This window comes from Dyadobacter sp., assembly GCF_039919315.1.
Classification (GTDB): Bacteria; Bacteroidota; Bacteroidia; order Cytophagales; family Spirosomataceae; genus Dyadobacter.
Genome location: NZ_JBDSFX010000054.1, coordinates 40,673 through 61,357, shown reverse-complemented (window position 1 = coordinate 61,357; position 20,685 = coordinate 40,673). Strand labels below are relative to the sequence as shown.

General features: G+C 45.2%; 15 protein-coding genes. All 15 read right to left on the bottom strand.

The window, feature by feature from the left end; all coding sequences use genetic code 11:
• Positions 1-10: 10 nt before the first annotated feature.
• The 15 genes from ABIO93_RS15050 to ABIO93_RS14980 all read right to left on the bottom strand — a co-directional run bounded on the left by ABIO93_RS15050 (position 11) and on the right by ABIO93_RS14980 (position 20,566).
• Positions 11-1,408, bottom strand: a complete 1,398-nt coding sequence (locus tag ABIO93_RS15050) for a hypothetical protein (protein ID WP_348069045.1) — start codon at positions 1,406-1,408, stop codon at positions 11-13.
• A gap of 50 nt (positions 1,409-1,458) precedes the next feature.
• Entirely contained in the window at positions 1,459-3,174 is a 1,716-nt protein-coding gene (locus tag ABIO93_RS15045) for an FAD-dependent oxidoreductase (RefSeq protein ID WP_348069043.1), read from the bottom strand.
• 3 nt (positions 3,175-3,177) lie between these two features.
• Positions 3,178-4,089 (bottom strand): anti-sigma factor, encoded by a 912-nt coding sequence (locus tag ABIO93_RS15040; protein WP_348069041.1) that lies wholly within the window; start codon positions 4,087-4,089, stop codon positions 3,178-3,180.
• Complete coding sequence (locus ABIO93_RS15035) at positions 4,086-4,631, bottom strand: sigma-70 family RNA polymerase sigma factor (RefSeq protein ID WP_348069039.1); 546 nt, start codon at positions 4,629-4,631, stop codon at positions 4,086-4,088. Before ABIO93_RS15035 ends, ABIO93_RS15040 begins: the two co-directional genes overlap by 4 nt.
• A 243-nt stretch (positions 4,632-4,874) precedes the next feature.
• Complete coding sequence (gene gldF / locus ABIO93_RS15030; protein WP_348069037.1) at positions 4,875-5,603, bottom strand: gliding motility-associated ABC transporter permease subunit GldF; 729 nt, start codon at positions 5,601-5,603, stop codon at positions 4,875-4,877.
• Positions 5,604-5,641: 38 nt separating this feature from the next.
• Positions 5,642-6,157 (bottom strand): DUF4199 domain-containing protein, encoded by a 516-nt coding sequence (locus ABIO93_RS15025; protein ID WP_348069035.1) that lies wholly within the window; start codon positions 6,155-6,157, stop codon positions 5,642-5,644.
• Between the two features lie 51 nt (positions 6,158-6,208).
• Complete coding sequence (locus tag ABIO93_RS15020; RefSeq protein WP_348069033.1) at positions 6,209-6,766, bottom strand: DUF4199 domain-containing protein; 558 nt, start codon at positions 6,764-6,766, stop codon at positions 6,209-6,211.
• Positions 6,763-8,046, bottom strand: coding sequence for a dihydroorotase (locus ABIO93_RS15015; RefSeq protein WP_348069031.1), 1,284 nt, complete (start codon positions 8,044-8,046; stop codon positions 6,763-6,765). Before ABIO93_RS15015 ends, ABIO93_RS15020 begins: the two co-directional genes overlap by 4 nt.
• 82 nt (positions 8,047-8,128) lie before the next feature.
• Entirely contained in the window at positions 8,129-8,509 is a 381-nt protein-coding gene (gene gcvH, locus ABIO93_RS15010) for a glycine cleavage system protein GcvH (RefSeq protein WP_348069029.1), read from the bottom strand.
• A 75-nt stretch (positions 8,510-8,584) separates the two neighbouring features.
• Complete coding sequence (sprA, locus tag ABIO93_RS15005; protein WP_348069027.1) at positions 8,585-15,742, bottom strand: cell surface protein SprA; 7,158 nt, start codon at positions 15,740-15,742, stop codon at positions 8,585-8,587.
• Positions 15,743-15,841: 99 nt separating this feature from the next.
• The gene (gene ruvA / locus ABIO93_RS15000; protein ID WP_348069025.1) at positions 15,842-16,432 is read right to left on the bottom strand and encodes a Holliday junction branch migration protein RuvA; all 591 of its coding nucleotides are present in this window, start codon (positions 16,430-16,432) and stop codon (positions 15,842-15,844) included.
• A 33-nt stretch (positions 16,433-16,465) separates the two neighbouring features.
• Positions 16,466-18,034 carry a LysM peptidoglycan-binding domain-containing protein gene (locus ABIO93_RS14995; protein WP_348069023.1) on the bottom strand — a complete coding sequence of 523 codons (1,569 nt, stop codon included), beginning with the start codon at positions 18,032-18,034 and terminating at the stop codon, positions 16,466-16,468.
• Between the two features lie 294 nt (positions 18,035-18,328).
• Positions 18,329-19,786: an Asp-tRNA(Asn)/Glu-tRNA(Gln) amidotransferase subunit GatA gene (gene gatA / locus ABIO93_RS14990; protein ID WP_348069021.1), complete on the bottom strand. Its 1,458-nt coding sequence runs from the start codon at positions 19,784-19,786 to the stop codon at positions 18,329-18,331.
• A gap of 93 nt (positions 19,787-19,879) precedes the next feature.
• The gene (locus ABIO93_RS14985; RefSeq protein WP_026631334.1) at positions 19,880-20,080 is read right to left on the bottom strand and encodes a twin-arginine translocase TatA/TatE family subunit; all 201 of its coding nucleotides are present in this window, start codon (positions 20,078-20,080) and stop codon (positions 19,880-19,882) included.
• A 69-nt stretch (positions 20,081-20,149) separates the two neighbouring features.
• Positions 20,150-20,566: a YkvA family protein gene (locus ABIO93_RS14980; protein ID WP_348069019.1), complete on the bottom strand. Its 417-nt coding sequence runs from the start codon at positions 20,564-20,566 to the stop codon at positions 20,150-20,152.
• Between the last annotated feature and the right edge of the window lie 119 nt (positions 20,567-20,685).

Below are 20,685 nucleotides of genomic sequence, written 5' to 3'. Positions count from 1 at the left end.
TTCAGATAAATCAATTTGCTGGACTCGTAAAAATTGTAGTCGTCGAGCTATAAATTTCATTCGGGTTTTGAAGATAATGAAATTGCTCAGCCGATGGATCATAAAAAACGTGCGTTATATCTTCAAACAAAAACGGATTCAATGGTATTTTTGCGTTTGGATTGTGATACATCACAATGCTATCTCCCCAACTTTCCTCATAATCCTCGGAAGCCACATCAATTGTAAAAGGTAGTATATTTCCAGATTCAGTCATTTTTACACCCTGCCTAATCATGATTACACTTTCCGATCCGAGTCCGGCCAACTTGCCCATACGATTAAATGTAGGTATAGTTGCTGCATTAGAAAAAAGAATTGCTGAGATGTTTTCAGTTTCAGGTTGTATAAAAAAATTGGAAGGTATCACTTTACCGCCAAAACGATGCTCCTCTTGACTAACGATCTTTTGTTTTTTTCCCTCTGGTGTTTCCATCATTGCTGACTGCGGTCTACCATCTTCATTAAATTCCACAACATCACGCATACCATATAAATAATTAGATAAGGCCGCTCTCGACCAAGTCATAGAAGCTGGCGTGTCCGCATCAGGAGGTTGATGGTAGTCATGTATTGCAAATACCAAAGGCTTTCCCATTACATGGGGCAGCTCCCAATACTTATTTTTATGATTCAGTTTGGTAAACAAGGCACTGCCAAATTTAATAGCCATATAGTCCTTCGAATATTCAACAACATCCTGAGCGCTTTTTGGATTAGGTAAATCAAATTTCTCGTTGGCGCCCACGGTAACCGCCTCGACAAAGCATTCTTGTCCATCTTTAACTAGGCAAAAATCTGGGACTGATTTATTACGATCAATTTGAAACCAATTGTTCTGAAAAAATGCATACAAGTACAACTCCCATAATCTCGCGTCAAAAGCTGTTGTCTGAAATTGCTCAATGTAATTGCCGTCAACATCCTTAAAGGAGTAAGCGATCTCTTTAATCAGATTTCGCGCAGCTTCGTATTGTGGGAGCTCCGTTAACCTTTTGAAGTAGGGGTGAAGTTTGTGACCGTCTCGTTTTGGTAAAAATATATCATTAGGTTTACCCTTCTCATCACCTTGTTCATAATATTCATTTGAATCGCGTGAATAAAAATCCATACGTTCACGCAAACCACATATTGCTTTATCAATGGAATCATAGAATCCAGTAGAAACTTCAATACTTCGAAATAGATTAAGTTGATCTCGTCCCAAAATTACAAATCCGTAATCTTCATCGGAATAATCAAAAAATATTGTCGCCAACAATTTACGATTTCCTGCTTCAAACCATCGCACTTCCTGACTTACCTGCCTTGTGAGAGCTAGCCTAGTGTAACAAAACGCATCAAATTGCCTCTGTGATATCTCTTTCATGATTGCCTTTATATATATTAACAATCTATGAATATTTTACCTAATTCATCTCACCATTTCCACGCCACCCCAACCCCCTCGCGACCCAAAAACTCCTGAAACCCCTCCAAGAACTCCTTCCTCTCCCTAACAACCCGCGCCGCAACCCCTTTCTCCCCCGCATACTTCACCAACAAACCCACAGCCTCCCCAATGCTCCACTCCACCGGATGCAGCCGGTAACATCCATTCGTAATATGCGTGGTACCAATGTTCTTATTCGCAGGAAGCACGTTTTCCATTCGCACAGGCAGCAATGCGCCTAGTGGGATTTGGAAGGGTAGTGAGGCGAAATCGATATAGTTGTTGCCTCCTGTGCTCGGGTGGAGGTCTATGTGGTAGTAGCCTATGCCTACGCTGTCGTAAAATTCGGCGGCTTTGTTTTTGTCGCCGGTGGCACCGTTGGCTACGGCCATCGCCCGGTTTTCTGCGCCCACATGCTCTTCTTTGATCGTGAAAACGGCTTTGATGCGTCGTGATTCTCTTACGTAGGGATATTTGGCGAGTCCGTCTTCGGTACCCATGATGTCTTTTCGGAGACGGGTTCCCGGCCAGCCTTTGCCGCCGTCGGGACGAGGGGCTTCTGTTTGCAGCCAGTATAGCAACGACAAGCTCAACTGCTTCCCTTTTTCAAAATGCTTCTTGAATTCCTTTTCACTCGCCCCGATCAGATTTCCAAGAAAATAGTCGTTTTGCGGCCAGTTCACGATCGTAATGTCGCCTTTGTAGGTGCCGGGAGTAAAGTTGGACTTACTAATGATCCTGCGATAGTTCCACAGATTGAGCTTGTCGCCGGTAGCGATTCCCTCAGGATGAAAACCGAGTTCTTTCGGTTCCAGCGTTTTGGGATTGGAATACGAAAGTCCCAGTAATTTCCCTGACCACGGTTTGGTCATTTTCGGGACAAAGTTTTTCCAGAAATCGTACTCGGCAGGTTTTTCGATCACATGGTTTTCACCGGGCTGATAGTCGATCGCGAAACAAACGGTGAATGCCTGTACGTTGTCAGGATTTGCTTTTTCGGGTGCGTGTAATTCGTTGGTTTCGCTTTTAGCCTCAGTACCTGTTACGAACTCAGTTCCGGTTATCGGCAGCAAGTCTCCCAGCTCAGTGGCATCTACAAAATATGGCGCGGTGAGAATGACGTGGTTACCGGTTCTTTTATTCAAAAATTCTAGTGACTTGGCCCGGTTTCCTTGCAGTTCGGCGGATACTACTTTGTGTTCCAACAACAATGTCAGCTTACCCCGGCTTTGGTAGGGTGCCAGCATATCATTCAAAACTGCTACTGCAATGCGCGGTTCGTGACATAATCTGGAAACAGCTCCATCACCAGGATTCAGGTGTTTGCGGCTTTTGGCATCGGCGGTCAGCGGATAGTTTTGCTTGTAATATTCCCTTACCGCAGTCCTGAAATCACGGTAAGCCTTCGGAGCGCCGTGCGTCTCGATCCATTGATGCTCATCCGGCGGTACTCCCTGCTGCGAAACCTGTCCGCCAATCCAGTCCGTTTCCTCTGTCAGGATCACAGATAGCCCGTTTCGCAATGCAGCCAAAGCCGCCGCGCAGCCGCCCAGTCCAGCTCCGGCGATAACGACATCAGCCGACAGCATTTCCTTCGACTTATTTTCACGCAAAAAAGGCCCGGACTGTGTAGCCGGACCTTCTGTGTTATTTACTAATGCACTCGTGAGTGCGATGCTTCCTAAAAAATTACGACGCTTCATACATTAACTCACTTTCCCCATTACGTACATTTCTTCCATTGTCGGAGACGGTACGCCTCCTTCTTTTTCAAGCGTAATGGCAAATGCTACTGCGCCTGGTTTGGTTTCTTTCATTTTCAAAACTTTACCGGAAAACTGGCTATCGAGCATTCCTACATCGACAGGTTTCCCGTCCACGATCGTCCACAGCTGATACTGCTTGCCCGTCGGCGCGGCTGGAAGCTTTTGCACGTCCACATACACTTCGTTCGTTTGCTGGTTCCAGAATGCAGACACTGCGCTTTCGGGAGATTTTGGCATGCCAGCCATTTTCACAACCTTATAGCTTGGATTCTGATACAGACCTGCCAGCGAATGATTGTAATCAAACCCCTGTTTCAAACCTGCCATTTCCGTCTTCACTTCATTCATCTCAGCTGCCAATTGCTCATTACTGCCTTTGTACTCAGTCATCTGTACGGCCGACCAGCCTGCAAACAAACCTAATAATACCGCTGCTGCAACCGCCAATTTGGCCCAGAAAGGTATAACTTCCCTGGTTTCAACCCTGTCAAATACGTCTTCAATGATCTTTGGTTCTTCTGTATTAACAGGTTGCGAAATGATCGTCGGTGTTTCTAATTGGATAATATTGTCTGCATTCCCAATGGTCAATTCATCAGCTTGTGTGTCATCTATATCTTCAAGGGAATCAAAATTCATTTTAGCAAAAATCGATTCCTTTAAAGAAGCTGGTGGAGAGGTCTGGTGTTTCAGTGCATATTCTTCCAACGCACTTTCAGTTCGCAACAGCTCTTCCTTTATCTCAGGGTAAATATGAGACATACACTCCACTTCCTGTTTTTCCTGGGGAGAAACAGTGCCCAATACATATTCCTCTAATATACCGGACTCTATGTAGGCTTGGATATTCATACTGCAAAGTATTGTTTTAACTCGTGTAATGCTGTCCGGATCCTGGATTTTACCGTACCCAAAGGGATACTCAGCTCCTCTGAAATTTCTTCATGCGTATAACCCTGGAAATAGGCCATATCAATGAGGATTTTCCTTTCGGGTCTAAGCATATTAACGATTGCTTTCATTTCCGAACTGGCAGTCTGTGAATCTTCGTACACATCCCGCTCATTCAGGACAGCCCTGTTTTCAATATCATCCATCGCTGGTTTTCTTCCCTCCGCTCTGGCCGCATCAATCGCACCATTTCGTGCAATATTCATGATCCATGTAAACAATCGTCCCTTTTCCGGATTATAGGAAGCTATATTTTTCCAAATTTTCAGAAAGGATTCTTGCAACACATCCGCGGCTCTCTCCTCGTCCCTCAACGTTTTTGAAATGATATTAAACAAAGCACCTGAGTAATGGTCGTACAGGAATTCAAAGGCGGTTTGCTCATTTCTTTTCAGAGCTAACACCAATTCCTCTTCCGAGTATTTTACCTTGTTGGTCGCCAAGAGTTGTTTAACATTTAATTGTAAATTTCTTAAAGGCAATCTAGTAAAATTTCCGAAGAACCAGACACCGGCACTATAATTAATTGCCTCGGTCTGAAATCCGCTAAAAATTATAAAAGTTGGCGGCGCTGATGGCATTCCCCACCTGGCGTTTAAAGTTTTCATCGCTAGTGTGTTTTTTAACTATATACGATGAACACAACCGATTTAGATCATGGTTCGATCAATACAATTAAAAACGGTTCATTTTCTGAGTTGCTCTACCTTCCACAACGTCAGAAAGTTAAAGAAAGCGATCAGACTGAGCAGGTAGACCACATTGCGTGAATCCACCAGGCCCTTACCCAATGCCAGGTACTGCTGGTCCAATGCTGCCCAGGAGAGGATTTGGGCAACCAGCCCGGTACCGAAGAGTACAGACACTGAACTGAAACCAATGTACCAAATGAATGCTGTGAAGACTCCGATAATGAAAGCGACGATCTGATTATCGTTCAACGAAGAGGACCATATGCCCATTGAAACCACTACCCCGCTGAAAAGCAAAAGTCCGATATAGGAACCCAGTACCGCGGCAGAATCGATGTTACCTTCGGGATTGCCGAGCTTGTAAACGCTGTAATAATAGATCACCGTCGGGAATAATGTGATCAGTACCAACGCCCAGTTGGCGAGGAATTTACCAAGTACGAGGTCGCTGTTGCGAAGTGGTTTGGTAAGCAATAGTTCGAGTGTTCCCGTCCGTGCTTCCTCGGCGATGGAACGCATGGTAATGGCGGGAATGAGGAAAATCAAAACGTACGGCGCCAGACTGAAAAAAGAGCCTAAGTCGGCGTAGCCGTAGTCAAGAATATTGGAGTCAGGAAATACCCAGACGATCAGTCCAACGGCCGTCAGAAACACGACCATCACAATATAGGCGATCAGGGAATTAAAGAAGCTGCCTATTTCTTTGCGGAATATTGCTAACACTATTTCAACGATTTAAATACGCTCAGATCTTGGACGGATCATTCAAAAACAGGTTTTTCTTTCCGGATAATGGCGGCTACGATCAGTGAAATGACAAAACCCATGACAATGTACCCGAAAACCCCCATGACAAAAACGATCCCAGGCGACATGAATTTTTGTGATAGCTCCATCGCCTGATCGATCTGCGAATCATCCATACCGCGTTTTTCCATGTCCTCCCGCACTTTGTCCATGCCTTGGGTAAGCAATGTATTGTCAATAAACTGCATGTAGAACATCGCGAATGCAGAACTCAGCAGCCCCATCACGGCCGACGCTAACGTCCCCAGCCCCAGGCCTTCCCCATAAGTCATAAAACCCTTGCTCTGCTCACGAAAATTCTTCATAGCCAGCACAATGGCGACGATCATGAAAATGAAAGACAGTGACGATAATATTTTATTCTGGGACAGTCCAGCGAGGTTAATGACCGTAGAATAGATCATAATCACCACCGAAGCAAGTACCCCGTATTTCAGCGCAACACGGGCAGTAGAAGTTTTTTCTTCCATTCCAAATTGATGTTAAGAGATTGTTGAGAATTCCTGATACCACTAATATCATTATTTATTGTGATACAAACCGTAATCCTGCTTCCTGAATATCAGCGAAATGACTAAGATCGGAATGATAGCCATCACTGTTTTTTTGCTGACCTCGTCCATGATAATTTCAGAACGCTCCATACTGCCGACGCCATTGTACATTTTGACAAATTCGGGCTCTCCAATATTTTTTACCAATTCCGTTTTACCTGCCAGCATCAATGTCTTCATTTCGTCCAGGTAGTTCGTAAACACGGAAGGATCAATGTAAGTCACAAAAAAGTAAATGAGCCAGCCCGCGATCAGCGCGCCGATCGTGTTCACCACATAACCGATCGTCAGTGCTTCCCATAGATGCAGAAAACCATTCCCTACTTTCTTCCGATAGTACCAGCATGCACCTGCGATCAAAATAATGTGTATTCCAAAGTCAAGGATTTTGTTATTACCCAACGGTACAATATCCATCAGGTAAAGTCCCAGAAAAAATACAAAAACCAGCAAACCTGTCGCCAGGCCAAAAAGCAGGGAAACTTTTAATATTGGTTTGTCAAAATATGCAATAATTGATTTCATGAATACCACTCTTGTTTTCCATTGTTGATCACCCCTCTTACCTTACCTTTCAGCCTCTTACCCAAAAATGGCGTATTCTTCGATTTAGAGTAGCTTTTTTCAAAATTCCATTCCGTTTCCGGTTCGAAGAAAGTCAGGTTCGCAATGCTTCCCTCTTGAATACCAATCTCCGTAAGCCTCAATATGTGTCTTGGCACATTGGTCAGTTTTTCAACGATATCTTCCACATTCAGCCCGCTGTATTCCAATGCAGTTGAAAAGGCGGTTTCCAGTCCCGTCATACCAAAATCCGCGTGATCGAATTCCAGGTTTTTACTTTCTTCATCATGCGGGTTGTGATCCGACACAATGGCGTCAATAGTACCATCAGCCAGTCCATCTTTCAATGCATTCAGGTCAGATTCGGAACGGAAAGGTGGGTTTACTTTCAAATTGGTGTCAAAATCGATCAGGTCCGTGTCCAGGAACGCAAGCTGATGTGCAGCAATGTCACAGGAAACCGGAAGTCCCTTTGCCTTGGCTGCTCGGATCAGCTCCACCGCCTGGCTTGTCGAGATCAGCGAAACGTGTAACGCTGGTGCAGCAGACTGGTACATGCTCTTTTCCAAAGCATATTCCAATAATTTCAGATCGCGGGTCAGCATCATTTCCTCGGCCAGCGACGGAATGCCTTTCATGCCGATCAATGTACTCGTTACGCCTTCGTGCATTTGTCCGTACAGCGAGAGTTCCCTGTCTTCCGGCCGGTTCATTAGTAATGCGTTCAGCGGCTGCAGGTATAGGATTGTTTTAAGGAACAGGTCCGCGTTTTGCACCGGATGTTCGCCATCTGTAAAAGCGATCGCGCCAGCCTCGTGCAGATCGATCATTTCCGTAAAATCCATACCTTCGGCTTTGCGGGTCACAGCTGCGGCAACGTGTAATTTCACAAGACCGCCAGCTCCCGACTGGCGAATGTAATTGAGGGTATCTTTACTATGGACAACCGGCTCGGTATTCGGTAGCAGTACGATTTCAGTAAATCCGCCCCGGGACGCAGCAATCCTGACCGAATTAAGGTCTTCTTTGTGCTCAAAACCCGGGTCACGCGAGGCTACCCGCATATCGATCCACCCGGCCGACACATTCAAACCATTTCCTTCCTTCACCTCTGCCTCATCAGCTTCGAGGCCGTCTCCTATGTTCTTAATTTTTCCATCTTCAATCAGGATATCCTTTACCTGACCGTTGAATGGAGATTTTTTATCAACTATGCGAACAGCGCGAATTAACAATTTCATATCTTCTTAAAACTAATAGCCGGAATACATCTGGTACCGCCGGTTTCAAAAAAAAAGCTCCAACCGGAGCTTCAACCTAATATTAGGCACCTATAAATTTCTGATAGTCTTCGGCGGATAATAAGCCATCTACATCACCAGGATTTGTCAAACTGATTTTCACCATCCAGCCGCGACCATAAGGATCTGTATTCACGAGTTCAGGTTCTGCGTCAAGCTCTTCATTCACTTCCACCACTGTTCCGTCGACTGGAATGAAAAGATCCGAAACCGTTTTCACCGCTTCTACTGATCCAAAAACTTCTCCTTTACTCAATGCATCCCCAACAGTATTGATGTCAACATACACAATATCACCTAATTCGTTCTGAGCATGATCTGTAATTCCTATAATTGCCGTATCTCCTTCAATACGAATCCATTCGTGATCCTCTGTATACTTAAGTTCTGACGGGAAATCCATAATTAAAAAGGTAAGTTGTGAATATCTTTGAACCGCAAATTACAAGATGTAGCGTGTAATTTCCAAATCGAAATATTATTCTGCCAAATTGAATTTCAACTGCACCCCTCCCGAAGTACTGGCCCGGTAAAAGGAATTGGAAACGAGCGGATCGTTGAATGTACGGTCGAAGTAAAACTGGACGCTTAACCGATTGTTAACCATATAATTAATGGTTGGGCGAAGCTGGAAGTTGATATTACCCGCAATAGGAATGTTTTCACCATCAAATTTCCGCTGGATTGATCTCGTGTCGCGGAATGTTAACGCGAGCTGCATCGTCATGTCATTCTTTAGTTTCCGCTTCGCACCATTGATCTTGAATGGCAGCGGTACATTGTTTTTGGTAAAACCAATATTCACTGTCACATCCTGATTGAAAAGCTCTGCTACCTGTGAATTGGAAAGGTTAAGGGCAATGGTACGGTCACGGTTATACTCGACCCGCGCCGTAATCCTGCTCTGCGTCCTGAACTCGACGCCCACCAGCGGCTGGAATTTCTCCGATAATGTAATGGTACTCATCGCAAAAACCGGGATATATTGCCCAAGATCATTCAGTCTGGACGATAGCGGGTAACCGGTCACCGCCAGGTTCACATATAAAGCTTCGTAGTCCAGCGAGGAGGTGAAGTTACCCACGCTGTAATTCGACATGTATTTATGTTTCAATGTGAATGAACTGAAAAGCTTTTTGAATGCCGGCAGCTGCGACAAACCATTATAGCTCAAATCCCAGTTTGGCATCGGAAATTTCAAAAATGGATTCGTACGCACCGTTTTCGGGTCTTTGCCCGTATAGGCCGCGAAGAATGACGAGATCAGAACGTCCTGAGATGTTTCATTGTACTCACCCCCGCTGTTGTTTTCATTATTCAGCCGATCCTTCAAAATAGCACGGTATGCTCTGAATTTATCGAAAATCGGCGAAGAGTTGTCTTTCCTGATCTTGGCAAAAGCGGTACGGAAAGACATGAATGACATACTGAACTGACCATTACGAAGCGGACTTTGGGATGCAAATCCACCGGTCGAATCGGGTCTGTAAAATTCCTGGTAGGCATCTTGTCTCGTTAGTCTGGCCTCAATGATCAGCCGGAAATCTTTGAATGGTTCCAGCGTGGTGTTCGCAGAAAAGTTCTTTGCAATGGTTTGCTGAAAAGGCATATTCTGCTGTCCGCTCTTCGTAATCCATCCTTTTTCCGCCGCCTTGATCTGGAAATTCCTGTCCTGCTGCCCGAGTACGAATGGTAAGCCAGGTGCATTGGTATTATCTATTCCAAAATATTTCGGAGCGCGGAGGTAACCCGGTAATGCAGTTGTTTCCAATACCGAATAGCTCACATTAATGCCGCGTACCGTCATCAAAGCGCGTGTTACCGTTTTCAAAATGTCGGTAGTACGCATATCAATGTCCTCAATGTCACCGGGGCTTCTGGCAAAGTTCTTCCTGCCGACAGACGGTGTATTGGCGAATTTGAGATAGCGCAGTTTATTATAAAGCAATACAAAGTCCACTTTTCCGGTAATTCCACGTTCACGGCTGTTCCTGATAATGTCTCCGAAAGGCAGGCCGGTCGTATCTTTCAATCCCAATGCATTGGCCTGGTACTGATAGGCAACAGTATGTTTGTAATCCGCCGTCATCCAGTCAGTAAGTGGTATTTTGTCCAAAGGAAGCCGGTACGTAAGGTCTATTCTCTGGTCAAAATTCTTGATCCTGCCCAGTTTTTTGAAGTTATTCCATAGCGAATCCTTTTTCTCTCCGGTGTTGATATCGCCCATTGGTTCGTCAATGATCGAATTCGCAACTCCTTTGTACGTCAGCGTCATGTTCCTGGTCAGGTTCCAGCCGAAGTCATAGTAGCGGTTAAACCAGAAATACTTTTCAAATAATGGCTGAATGCCGTCGGTAGTGAGGTCAGCATTGCGTAATTGTGTTTTCAGGAAGCGGCGGTCCACGTCGGTACTCACCTGTACCATATTAGGAAGCAGGGTGAGGTTAATGTCTTTGATCAGTTCCGCCCAGCGACTGGTTGCTTTCCAGTTTTTGAATGGCTCCATAGGCTTAGGCTGGCTACTGTATACGTAGGTGATGCCCCCGCGGTACATGCGCTGGTTATACTCCTGCGTCAGTATGTTCCGCCGCTTGTCATCACTGAAAGCATAGGTAAAGGAGAAATTTTCAAAGTCAAAAAAGTGGGTTTTCGCCCCTGGTTTGGTCTTGATCTTTCGGACATTGGAGAAATTGATCCCTCTTTTGACAGCATTTTCCTCGACCATTCGCCGGTAACCATCCCGTTCTTCATCCGAAAGCAAATTATCCAATGAAGTATTTAATGGTGTATCTGGATCCAGCGGATCAAAATGGGGCTTCACATTTCGCCGGTCATAGCTCACAAACAGTGGTATACTGAAACCCCAGCTGGCAGGAAGCAACTTGTCTAATGCAATGTTGGAGGAGACGCCGTATTCGGTGGTGAAATTACGGGAGCGCTCTCCGATCCGCTGCTGAACACTTCCGAAACCGAATGTCTCCAACCTGCCTGAAGCGGTCAATGTCGCAAAATCCGCCAGCTTCGCATTCAATTGGGCAATGGCGGCAACTCCACCCGTCTCGTCAAATCCTTCGACGTGCATTTCATCGACCCAGATACAAAATGTCTTGGAGCGCTCATCCACCGACTTTGGGTTTCGCATACCGATCATCATGACCCTTACCGAACTCAAATCCGGATTTCCGACAACAGTCAATTTGTATCGCCCGTCGCCGGTCATGATGGTGAAAGGCACACTCAGGTTTTTGTCAAGCTGCCTGTTACGCTGCGCCTTGGCATTGATCAGATCAGACAGGGCAATGTTGATCTCATTACCCTCCGGCCACACACTTTCAGCAGCACTAACACCAGGCCGGGTCGCCTGCAATTTCGAAAGATCGATCTCGTAATAGTTCTGTGTAAGGTCGGTACCAATCCGCATGAATGCACCTACCATCCCGTCTTCACTTTGCTCGTTCTGCATGTGCACATACATCCGCAGTCTTTTGCGGAACAACAGGTCAAGGTTTACATTCTTGAACACGGCTCTGGAATCACCATCGCGCAGGTTGGTCACACAAAGGCTCATCGACTGCTCATTCAGCAATAGCGGAGGTCTCTGCGTATTATCCTGATCACGTTTCCAACCCGGAGGAATTTGGTAGATATATTTGTTAGCTCCGGTACCGGAAGTGCTATTTTCTTCGATGCTGACAGTTCCCACTGTAAATTTCGCATCATAAGGCTCAGGTACTTCCTGTAAGCCCGGTGCGTCCAGATTGGAAGTATACTTGCGATACTGCTGGCCCACCATTTGAAGCTGTGCAAAGCGCAATACAACAGGCTGCTGGAAGTCAGTGAGGTACATGCGCATGAAACGAATGGATTTAAAACCATTCATACTGCCTACAATTCCTGAAAATTCCTTGATCGGAACCCGGAACAGGTACCAGTTTTGGCCGTCAGTGATGGTTTTATCGACAATATACCCGTTACCAATCCCAAGCTGATCCGGTTTCAGGTCAATTTCGTATTCGTAGTAGGATTCGTTATCATTGATCGTGTTGTCCACGTTCATGTCCTCCGCATCGGGAACATTAGTGGAAGCCGGCGTCACATCCGCAGCTCTTCCAAGACTTTCGGGAGAGTTATTTTCCATCCCGATGTAGCTTTTGTAACGTTCCAGGACCTTCAAGTCGGCGCTGTCCTGCTCGGCACCCAGGAAAAACTTAAAGTCATCACCTGAGGGGTCAGCTAGTATTCTTTCTCTGGCATCGGCAGTCAGGGTTGCTGGCAACCTGTCCAGATACTGTTTAAAGAATGTTCTTTCGTCAGCATTGCTCAAACCGTCCAAACCTACATCCTGCTTTTCCCTGGCGCCCGACTCATTGCTGAACGCATTGATCAGATATTGTGATTTGGTAGCATAACCCCAGGCCGTAGAGTCAACATTCACTCCTACCTGCCTCTGTACAATTGGCAACCCGTTTTCAAAATTGTAGCGCTCATCCGGAATGACATCCTCGGAAATATCGCCGAGATTGAATATCAGTTTCCCACCAGTCGTGTTATTTTCCTTTTTGAATCCGTCGCGGACTTGTCCATTCACTCCCTTGATAAATGGATCAAGCATCCAGAACTCGATGCTTTCGATATTGGCATTGTCAAAATCATTATCTGAGGTAATGGCACGGCTGATCGCCCCGAAATTCTGACGCGGGTTTTTCAAAAGACCGTCAGCGCTCAGGTCAACATTGTAGTTGTACATTCCCCTTTCGCTGGGATAGTAGGCGATATCCAGTACATTTTGAGGGTAAGTCACCAATCCTGCGATCGGGCGGTTTGGGAAAATTTCATTGGGCAGGAACAATCTTTCATAAAAATTGGCCCGGTCAGCATCCTGAATGTTGCTTGGGGGCTGGTATCCGCCTCCAAGTCCCTGTGAGCCTCCAAAGATATTATCAACCGTATAGGCGGAGATTTTTGCCCGTTTGTATCCGTAATTGAGCGTCTTACCATCCAATCCTTCCCGGAATTTGGGAGGAACAGCCGCGAGTCTCCATTTCTGTGGCTGACGCGAAAGATCATAAATCGTACGGGTCGCTTCAAAATCGTCTACCAGCGAGCGGTTGTTAACGTCTTTCGAAACCCCAGGAATCAATTTGGCAAACTCACCTTTGAACTGAATACTCGACATTTCCTTGGTTTGAAGGAAAGGTAATGCATCCAGCCATTTGGTCAGGAAAGGAACATCTTTGCGGAAATTGATATCAAAACCAAGGATCGTGTTATTCACCGGCTCATTACCGATAGACACACGCGACAAAAACCCTGCTGGTCTCTCCCGGTATTTTATCGCGGTAAATCCAATGCTCATATCCCGGTTTACGAGGTAGTCAAGCCTGGTTCCCATCAATGACCTGATCTGGTTCTGGAACATATCAGGCCTTTCATATTCGATCACAATTTCCCGACCTGAATTCAGTACACTACTATTCAGCAACCGGACACGGCCGATTTGCGCCTCTACAATGTAATCCGAGCCTGGCGAAAGCGGTACACCACCAGAAGTGACGGTAACCGATGTTTCCAGGACACCAAATGGCAGCTGCACCTCAGCCCCGCCGCTCGATTGGTAAGAGCCTTTAATGAAAAACTTATTACGTTCTGAAATCTGCGCTGCATCGATCATGGTAGTGCGGTACAGCTCACTGAACACATATTTGTTACGGAACTGATCCTCACCCGCTCCGAATTTCTTCGAAAGATTGGTACCGAATGGTTCAAGTACCGGAAAAATGATCCGCCCGGTTTTGCTTTCCATCGTGATACCGTCTACAAAGTCAAAGTTTCCGTCGGGTTGCAGATCATTCACCGGGTTCAGGCGATCCAGTCCGGCAAGGCGGATCAGCGGAACATTGGCTATGCTACTTTCTTGTAAATTAGGGTTATCAATCCCGGTTTGGTCATCCTTATATATGATCCTTAATTGAAAACCCTGCTTTTCTATCTGACTGGTACCGAGAGAGTAAATGTTTTTCATCATCAGGTCCCACATTGGAAGCTTGGTATTGTTCCGGATTGTCGATGATTTCAGCAACTTCAATGCGATTACCTCATTATCCTTGCGGGCCTGATAGTCTTCCGTGAGCTCACCTACTTTAAATGCTCTTCCATTCAATGTGTATTCGTAGGAAACAGCCAGTACCTCGTCATTCCTCAATGCATTGGTTAAAGAAATGTATCCCAACTGTGGATGAAATGTAAAGTCACGATCCAGGATCAGCCTCTTCGCTCCGCGTAGCAGTTCATAATCCAGTGTCTTTTCCAATCCGAGAGCGGTAATGGAACTGTTGGTATTATCAACCTGTCGGAAAGCACTATTGTCATTCAGCGTCTTATACAAATTATTGGCAGCATTGTCAGCAGGAGACGTAGACCGTATCGGCTGTAAATTAGGGTTTGCAGACTTATAAGGCTTAGGTTCACCCAAATCTGCAAAACCAACCACATTTCTTAAAGATTCTGTGGTCGTGGTCCGGTTGGTAACATACACTTCAATTCTAGTCACTGTTACACCTGAGGTAATGGTAGGCGTATTTTGCAATGAGCTTTCGTATATGTTCCTGAAATATTGTGATAGGAAAAAATTGCGGTTTTCATCGTAAGTGTCTGCGCGAAGTTCAAAATCACGGTTCTGTGCTCCTCCACGTAAAACGACCCTTTCCTTACTCGATTTTTGTTGAGAAGCCACTAATGTCGCTTTCAACCTTCCGAACTGAAGATCCGTTTTTAAACCGAACAAATTCTGGACACCCGGAATAAGCTGGCTATTAATGGCCCAGTTGATATTTCCTGCCTCTATTTTACGGATAAAGCTTTCCTCAGGGTTCTTGTAGTTCAGCTTGATCGCATTCTCGAAGTTGAAATTCGCCTTCGTATCAAAGTTCGTCTGAAAACCCAGCTGATCTCCCAATCGGGCATCGAAGTTGATCGCAATCTGCTCGTTAAATATAAATTGTGTGTTGCGCCGCTGGCGGATCGGGATAGACGGATTGTCCAGGAATTGGTGCATCAGCCCGAGATCCAGAGAAACAAAACCGGTCGGTTTGAAATTGATAAAATCGTCCCCGAGCAGCTTTGAAAGACCCGGTGGAATGTCCAGTTTTGGTAAAAGTCCCCGCGCGCCCATAGCACTTTTGCCATCCTGCCGGCCTGCATATTCCCGCAAGAGGCTTTTAAACGCACGGTCTTCCTGGATCTTGTCATAGGTTGCCAGGTCCATGCGTTCCGGTGCGCGAAAATTGAGATTGCCCGTGGGAGTCTGAATATTCTCTGAAACAGCTACTTTTCCGGTACTATCCAGCAATATGGAAGTTGAAATGTTGGCTGGGTCGCGAAGATAAAATGGTGATTTTGGACGGGGTTCTGCGATGCGGTTGGAATAATAATCCTTCCATCGCATGATCAGCTGATTGCCTGATCTGTCAAGGTTTCTCTTAGTAGTATCTTCTCTGATCGTGTCAGCCAAAAGTGCCCATTCCCCAGCCTGCCCGGAATACGAAGGATCCGGGTCAACAGAAACATTGGCCAATAGTACCGCTCCTGCTGAAATGCTAACTGCCTTAAACAGAAATGAGTAAATCGTTGATGACAAGGTAATATACTTATTTAGAGAAGGTTGTAACTACACTCAAATTCATCAACTCGGTCTTACTATCGTAAATTTTTTTGCCAAATATCATTACAGTTCCGGTTATCGAAGCGCAAGTTTTATCAGGTTTTCCACCGTGAGCGTCTGTCCTTCGCGTTTAATGATCACGTCCAGGCTTTTTTCTGCAGTTGCTTTGGGTATACCCAATGTGACAAGAGCAGCTAACGCTTCACTTCTAATGTTGCCGGAAGAACTATCGACGGATCTTGTACCGGTCGACACTAAATCTTCCTTGCGGATTTTATCTTTTAATTCCAGGATAACTCGTTGAGCAGTTTTGGACCCGATCCCTTTAATGGATTGAATCAGGCGCAGATCTTCGTCCATAATTCCCTGCCTGATCTCGGATGAAGAAAGCGAAGAAAGCATTACCAATGCTGTTGAAGGCCCGATTCCGGATATTCCTATCAGATCCAGAAATAGCTTTTTTTCATCGTTTCCCCAAAAACCGTAAAGTATGTGGGCATCCTCCCGTATATTCAGGAACGTTACCAGCTTGCAGCGCTCCCCCAGCTCCGGAAGTGAAGTATAGGTTTGTAAAGATATGCGAACTTCGTAGCCCAGCCCGTTTACGTCGATAATGGCATAAGCCGGATCTTTGTAGACTACAGTTCCGTTAACGTAGGCAATCATAAAAATAGTATGTGTGTTTCAGACTCTTGTTCACTAGGTAGAGATGATCAGTTTTTGTCCCGGCTTAATCGCATTGCCCCTGATCTTGTTTCTTTTTTTCAACTGGCTGATTTCAAGCCCGTAACGTTGAGAAATAATCCACAAAGTATCACCTTTCTGAACCGTGTGGTAGCGCTTCCTGGTATGTCTGTCGTTTCTCTTAACAGGTTGCTCTATTTGCTCAGCCTGCTTGAATGAAGCCGAAGCCACTCTTACATTAGGTCGGGCAGCTTTTACGTCTTTATAAATCACCAGTCGCTGGCCTTTTCTGATATTACTTCTGCGTATATGATTCCATCGTTTCAGCTCCGAAACCGTAACGCGGTACCTTTTTGCAATCGACATCAGGTTTTCACCACGGCGCACGGTATGCGATGATCGTTTAGTCTTGCTGCGTTCAACAACCTCTTCATGATCGTCTTCTTCAAGATCGTCCGTCTGCTCCTGACTATTACTAACCAGCGCATATGGAAATGCAGATACATTACCTAACGAATCGGTCGCGGTACTATCCACACGGGCCACCATCACGCCGGTCGGCAGGTATCTTCTCGTGCAGGAATCCATGATAGTGCTCCTGTTGCTTACCAGGTAGGTAAACTGCATGCTTGGCACTTTCAGTACAAAGTCCCTGGTTTGATCAGGAAGTGATGTTTTGGTGATCTGAGGATTCAGCTTGATCAGCTCCGCGAAATCAATGTTGCTCCGCTTGCAAAAAGTAGCCAGGTCAATGTATCCGTTGACATGAATGGTATCGTTAGGGATCAGGAACTCGGTGTTCTCAGGGAATATCCCATGGTCGTTACCATAGTTCATCATGTAATTCATCGCTACGTACTGAGGTACATACGAGCGAGTTTCGCGTGGAAGTACATTATATATAGTCCAGAATGTAGTTCCTTGCGAGCGGCGCATGGCGCGTTTCACATTACCCGGGCCTGTGTTGTACGAAGCCAGTGCTAGTTCCCAATCTCCAAAAATCCTGTAAAGTTGTTTCAGATAAAGACAAGCTGCTTCGGTAGCTTTTACCGGCTCGAAGCGTTCGTCAATGTATTTATCCTGATAAAGACCAAATTCGCGACCAGTTGCGGGCATAAACTGCCATAAACCACCGGCTCTCGCATGTGAGATCACGGTTGGATTAAGCCCCGACTCAATCATTGAAAGATATTTCAGTTCGGTAGGCAGTCCGTGTTTTTGAAGTGTTTTTTCGAAGAGGGGAAAATACAAAGGCATTTTCTCCATCATCGTTTTTGTAAACTGTGTCTTTTTGTAGATAAAATACTCTACAAATTCATGAGAGGATTTATGATAAGTAAGCGGAATCGATTTTTCCAGCTTAGCGAACCGCTCTCTCAGCAATTCCTGTGAAATAGCGGGTGTCGCCCCGATCTCTTCTACTTCCGGTAAGTAGGGTAGTAAACTTTCTTCTGCCTGAGCAATAGTCTCCAGTGTATCTGGCTCGAATGCTAACTTCTCCTGTGGAATGATGGCCTTAACGGGCGAGTTCCAGAATCCAACACACATGGCTCCGAGCCACAATACTTTTTTCGAAATCCTCATCAATAAATGTTTTTTGAAGGTTAATCAATTCCCGGTTTTCAATGGCTAGTACCTGCTGATGACATAATTACAGATAAAATATCCCTTTTTTAAATTTTCGATGTTCTGAAAATCTGCCTGATGAATTAGAATAATCTCTAACACATTTTACTTTTTACTCACAAAATCATGTCAGAATAAGCCGCGAAACACTTCGTCATTCTGGCACGATTATTTACTTTTAAATCTTTGGGTTTAAATACAACCACTTTGTAACCGGCAAGATAAAAAAACAGATTGACTTTCTGCCTCTTACTAGTGATTTGTATTGTACTCTATAGCAACCTTTTTGTTCAGTTCGGTAAGGTAACCGGCGAAGGCCAGCATTTTTTCCTCACCAAAATAAGGAGCCATGATTTGAATTCCTACTGGCATTCCGTGATCATCTTTTCCATTCGGAATAGCGATGGCGGGATTTCCAACGACGTTTGCCTGTACTGTGAAAATGTCAGCCAGATACATTTGTAACGGATCTTCTGTCTTTTCACCAATTGTAAAGGCGGTGGTAGGTGTGACCGGGGAAATCAGAAAATCGAACTGCTCAAAGAACCGGTTCGTTTCCTCCCGCACCAATCTTCTAACGCGTTGCGCCTTGGTATAGTATGCGTCATAATAATTAGCGCTCAATACGAAAGTACCCAGCAGTATTCTTCTCCTTACCTCTTCACCGAAAGCTTCCGTACGTGTCTTTTTGTACATGCTTTCCAGGTCAACAGATTCAGCACTGCGGTAACCGTATCGTACGCCGTCGAACCGCGATAAATTGGAACTTGCTTCGGCTGTGGTAAGAATGTAGTAAGTAGGTAGCAATGAATCCAGCAATGGCATTTCTACTGCCGTCACTTCATGCCCCTCGGCGCGTAAACGGTTCAGTACGTCCAGCGTCTGTTGGCGAATCTCAGAAGAAATCGCCTCATTATCAATAGTTTCCCGAATATAACCTATTCTAGCCTTCCCATTCCATTCCATTTTGGAAGAATAAGCAGGCACTTCTTTGCTTGAAACAGTACTATCGAAATTATCTCCCCCGGCCATTATTTCAAGGATCAGGGCAGCATCTTCAACAGATTTGGTGATCGGCCCGATGCAGTCAAATGACGACGCATAAGCGATCAGACCATAGCGGGACACGCGGCCGTAAGAAGGCTTGACACCGATAACCCCGCAAAATGCAGCCGGCTGTCGAACCGAACCGCCGGTATCGCTACCCAGAGATGCATGGCAAAGCCCGGCCTGAACAGCTACTGCTGATCCACCCGACGATCCCCCAGGAACTTTGGAATTATTGGCCGCATTGAGTACCGGGCCGAAAGAAGAATTTTCATTGGAGGAGCCCATTGCGAACTCATCGCAGTTTTGTCTTCCTATCACGATCGCATCCTCGTCGAGCAGGCGCTGGACTGCTGTGCCTGTGTATGGTGCTTCGTAGGATTGAAGGATTTTACTTCCGGCCTGCAAACCATGTCCTTTGTAGGAAAGGACATCTTTGAGTCCAATGATCAGACCGGCCAGCCGACCAGCTGTTCCGCCTTTTATTTTTTGATCAACCGCGGCTGCTGCTGCAAGCGCTTCGTCTCCGTACACTTCAACAAAAGCGTTCAGATGAGCCGCAGATGCAATATTTTCTAAATAATGGTTCACTAACTTGACGCAGGTCAAACCTCCTTCACGCAAATCTCCCTGAATTTCGGCTAGCGTCAGATACTCTTTCAATGTCAATTTCTTTGTGGGGTTGTAAATAAAGAATCAGAGCCATTAAGTGGATGCTTAAAGGCTCTGGTTGTACCTCGGATAAGAATGGAAGCGTTATTTGGGGTCTTCCATGCTTTTCTCAATATTTTCTTTAACGTCTTTGGTAGCGTTCTTGAATTCATTGATACCTTGCCCCAAACCGCGCATCAATTCAGGAATTTTCTTCGCACCGAAGAAAAGTAAAACGAACAAGGCAACCAAAAAGATCTCTTGTCCACCTAATCCCATAAATGCCAAAACGGTTACTGATTCCATATCTGTTTTCTTTTTAATGTTTACAAAAATAATTATTCTTTTTTATAAGAACTAAAACTAAGGAGCCTTTTATCCTATATTAATCGTTTTTTCATTCTTTTCCCAATCACTGAATTTACTGACATCACCACTCAATGTTTTGAGAAGCCAGATCACCAAAGCTACATCATCAGTAATACCTATAATCGGCAGAAAATCAGGAATAAGGTCAATCGGGGATACAAAATAGATCAGCACAGCAACGATTGAAAGCAGGCTTTTCCATGGCAACCCTCTGTATTCACCGGAGGCATAAGCCTTCACCATCCGGATCAATAACTGAACTCCATTCTGAAACTCCGAGAGATTATCCCTGAACCCCACCTTCTGAAGCTTGCCGATGACCTCCTTGACCAGTTCGAGCAAACGTGTGGAATTTTGTGCATAACGGCCAGCTTTTCCCTTGGCATTTTTAAAAAAAAATGATTTTAAAATTCGTGAAACCATAGACTCATCATCCATTATACTAAGCAAGAAAAAGTGGTTTATAATGCCAATATAACTATCAAGATACGCAAAAAATTGCATTTTGGATCACACCTGTGACTTTTCCGCCAAAAAATCGC

Coding starts and splice junctions, on each gene's coding strand:
- ABIO93_RS15025 (WP_348069035.1), bottom strand. CDS start 6,157: ATGGAAGAAAAAACTTCTACTGCCCGTGTTGCGCTGAAATACGGGGTA.
- ABIO93_RS14980 (WP_348069019.1), bottom strand. CDS start 20,566: ATGGTTTCACGAATTTTAAAATCATTTTTTTTTAAAAATGCCAAGGGA.
- ruvA (WP_348069025.1), bottom strand. CDS start 16,432: ATGATTGCCTACGTTAACGGAACTGTAGTCTACAAAGATCCGGCTTAT.
- ABIO93_RS15015 (WP_348069031.1), bottom strand. CDS start 8,046: ATGAAATTGTTAATTCGCGCTGTTCGCATAGTTGATAAAAAATCTCCA.
- ABIO93_RS15040 (WP_348069041.1), bottom strand. CDS start 4,089: ATGAATATCCAAGCCTACATAGAGTCCGGTATATTAGAGGAATATGTA.
- ABIO93_RS14985 (WP_026631334.1), bottom strand. CDS start 20,080: ATGGAATCAGTAACCGTTTTGGCATTTATGGGATTAGGTGGACAAGAG.
- gcvH (WP_348069029.1), bottom strand. CDS start 8,509: ATGGATTTCCCGTCAGAACTTAAGTATACAGAGGATCACGAATGGATT.
- ABIO93_RS15020 (WP_348069033.1), bottom strand. CDS start 6,766: ATGAAATCAATTATTGCATATTTTGACAAACCAATATTAAAAGTTTCC.
- ABIO93_RS15045 (WP_348069043.1), bottom strand. CDS start 3,174: ATGAAGCGTCGTAATTTTTTAGGAAGCATCGCACTCACGAGTGCATTA.
- ABIO93_RS15050 (WP_348069045.1), bottom strand. CDS start 1,408: ATGAAAGAGATATCACAGAGGCAATTTGATGCGTTTTGTTACACTAGG.
- ABIO93_RS14995 (WP_348069023.1), bottom strand. CDS start 18,034: ATGAGGATTTCGAAAAAAGTATTGTGGCTCGGAGCCATGTGTGTTGGA.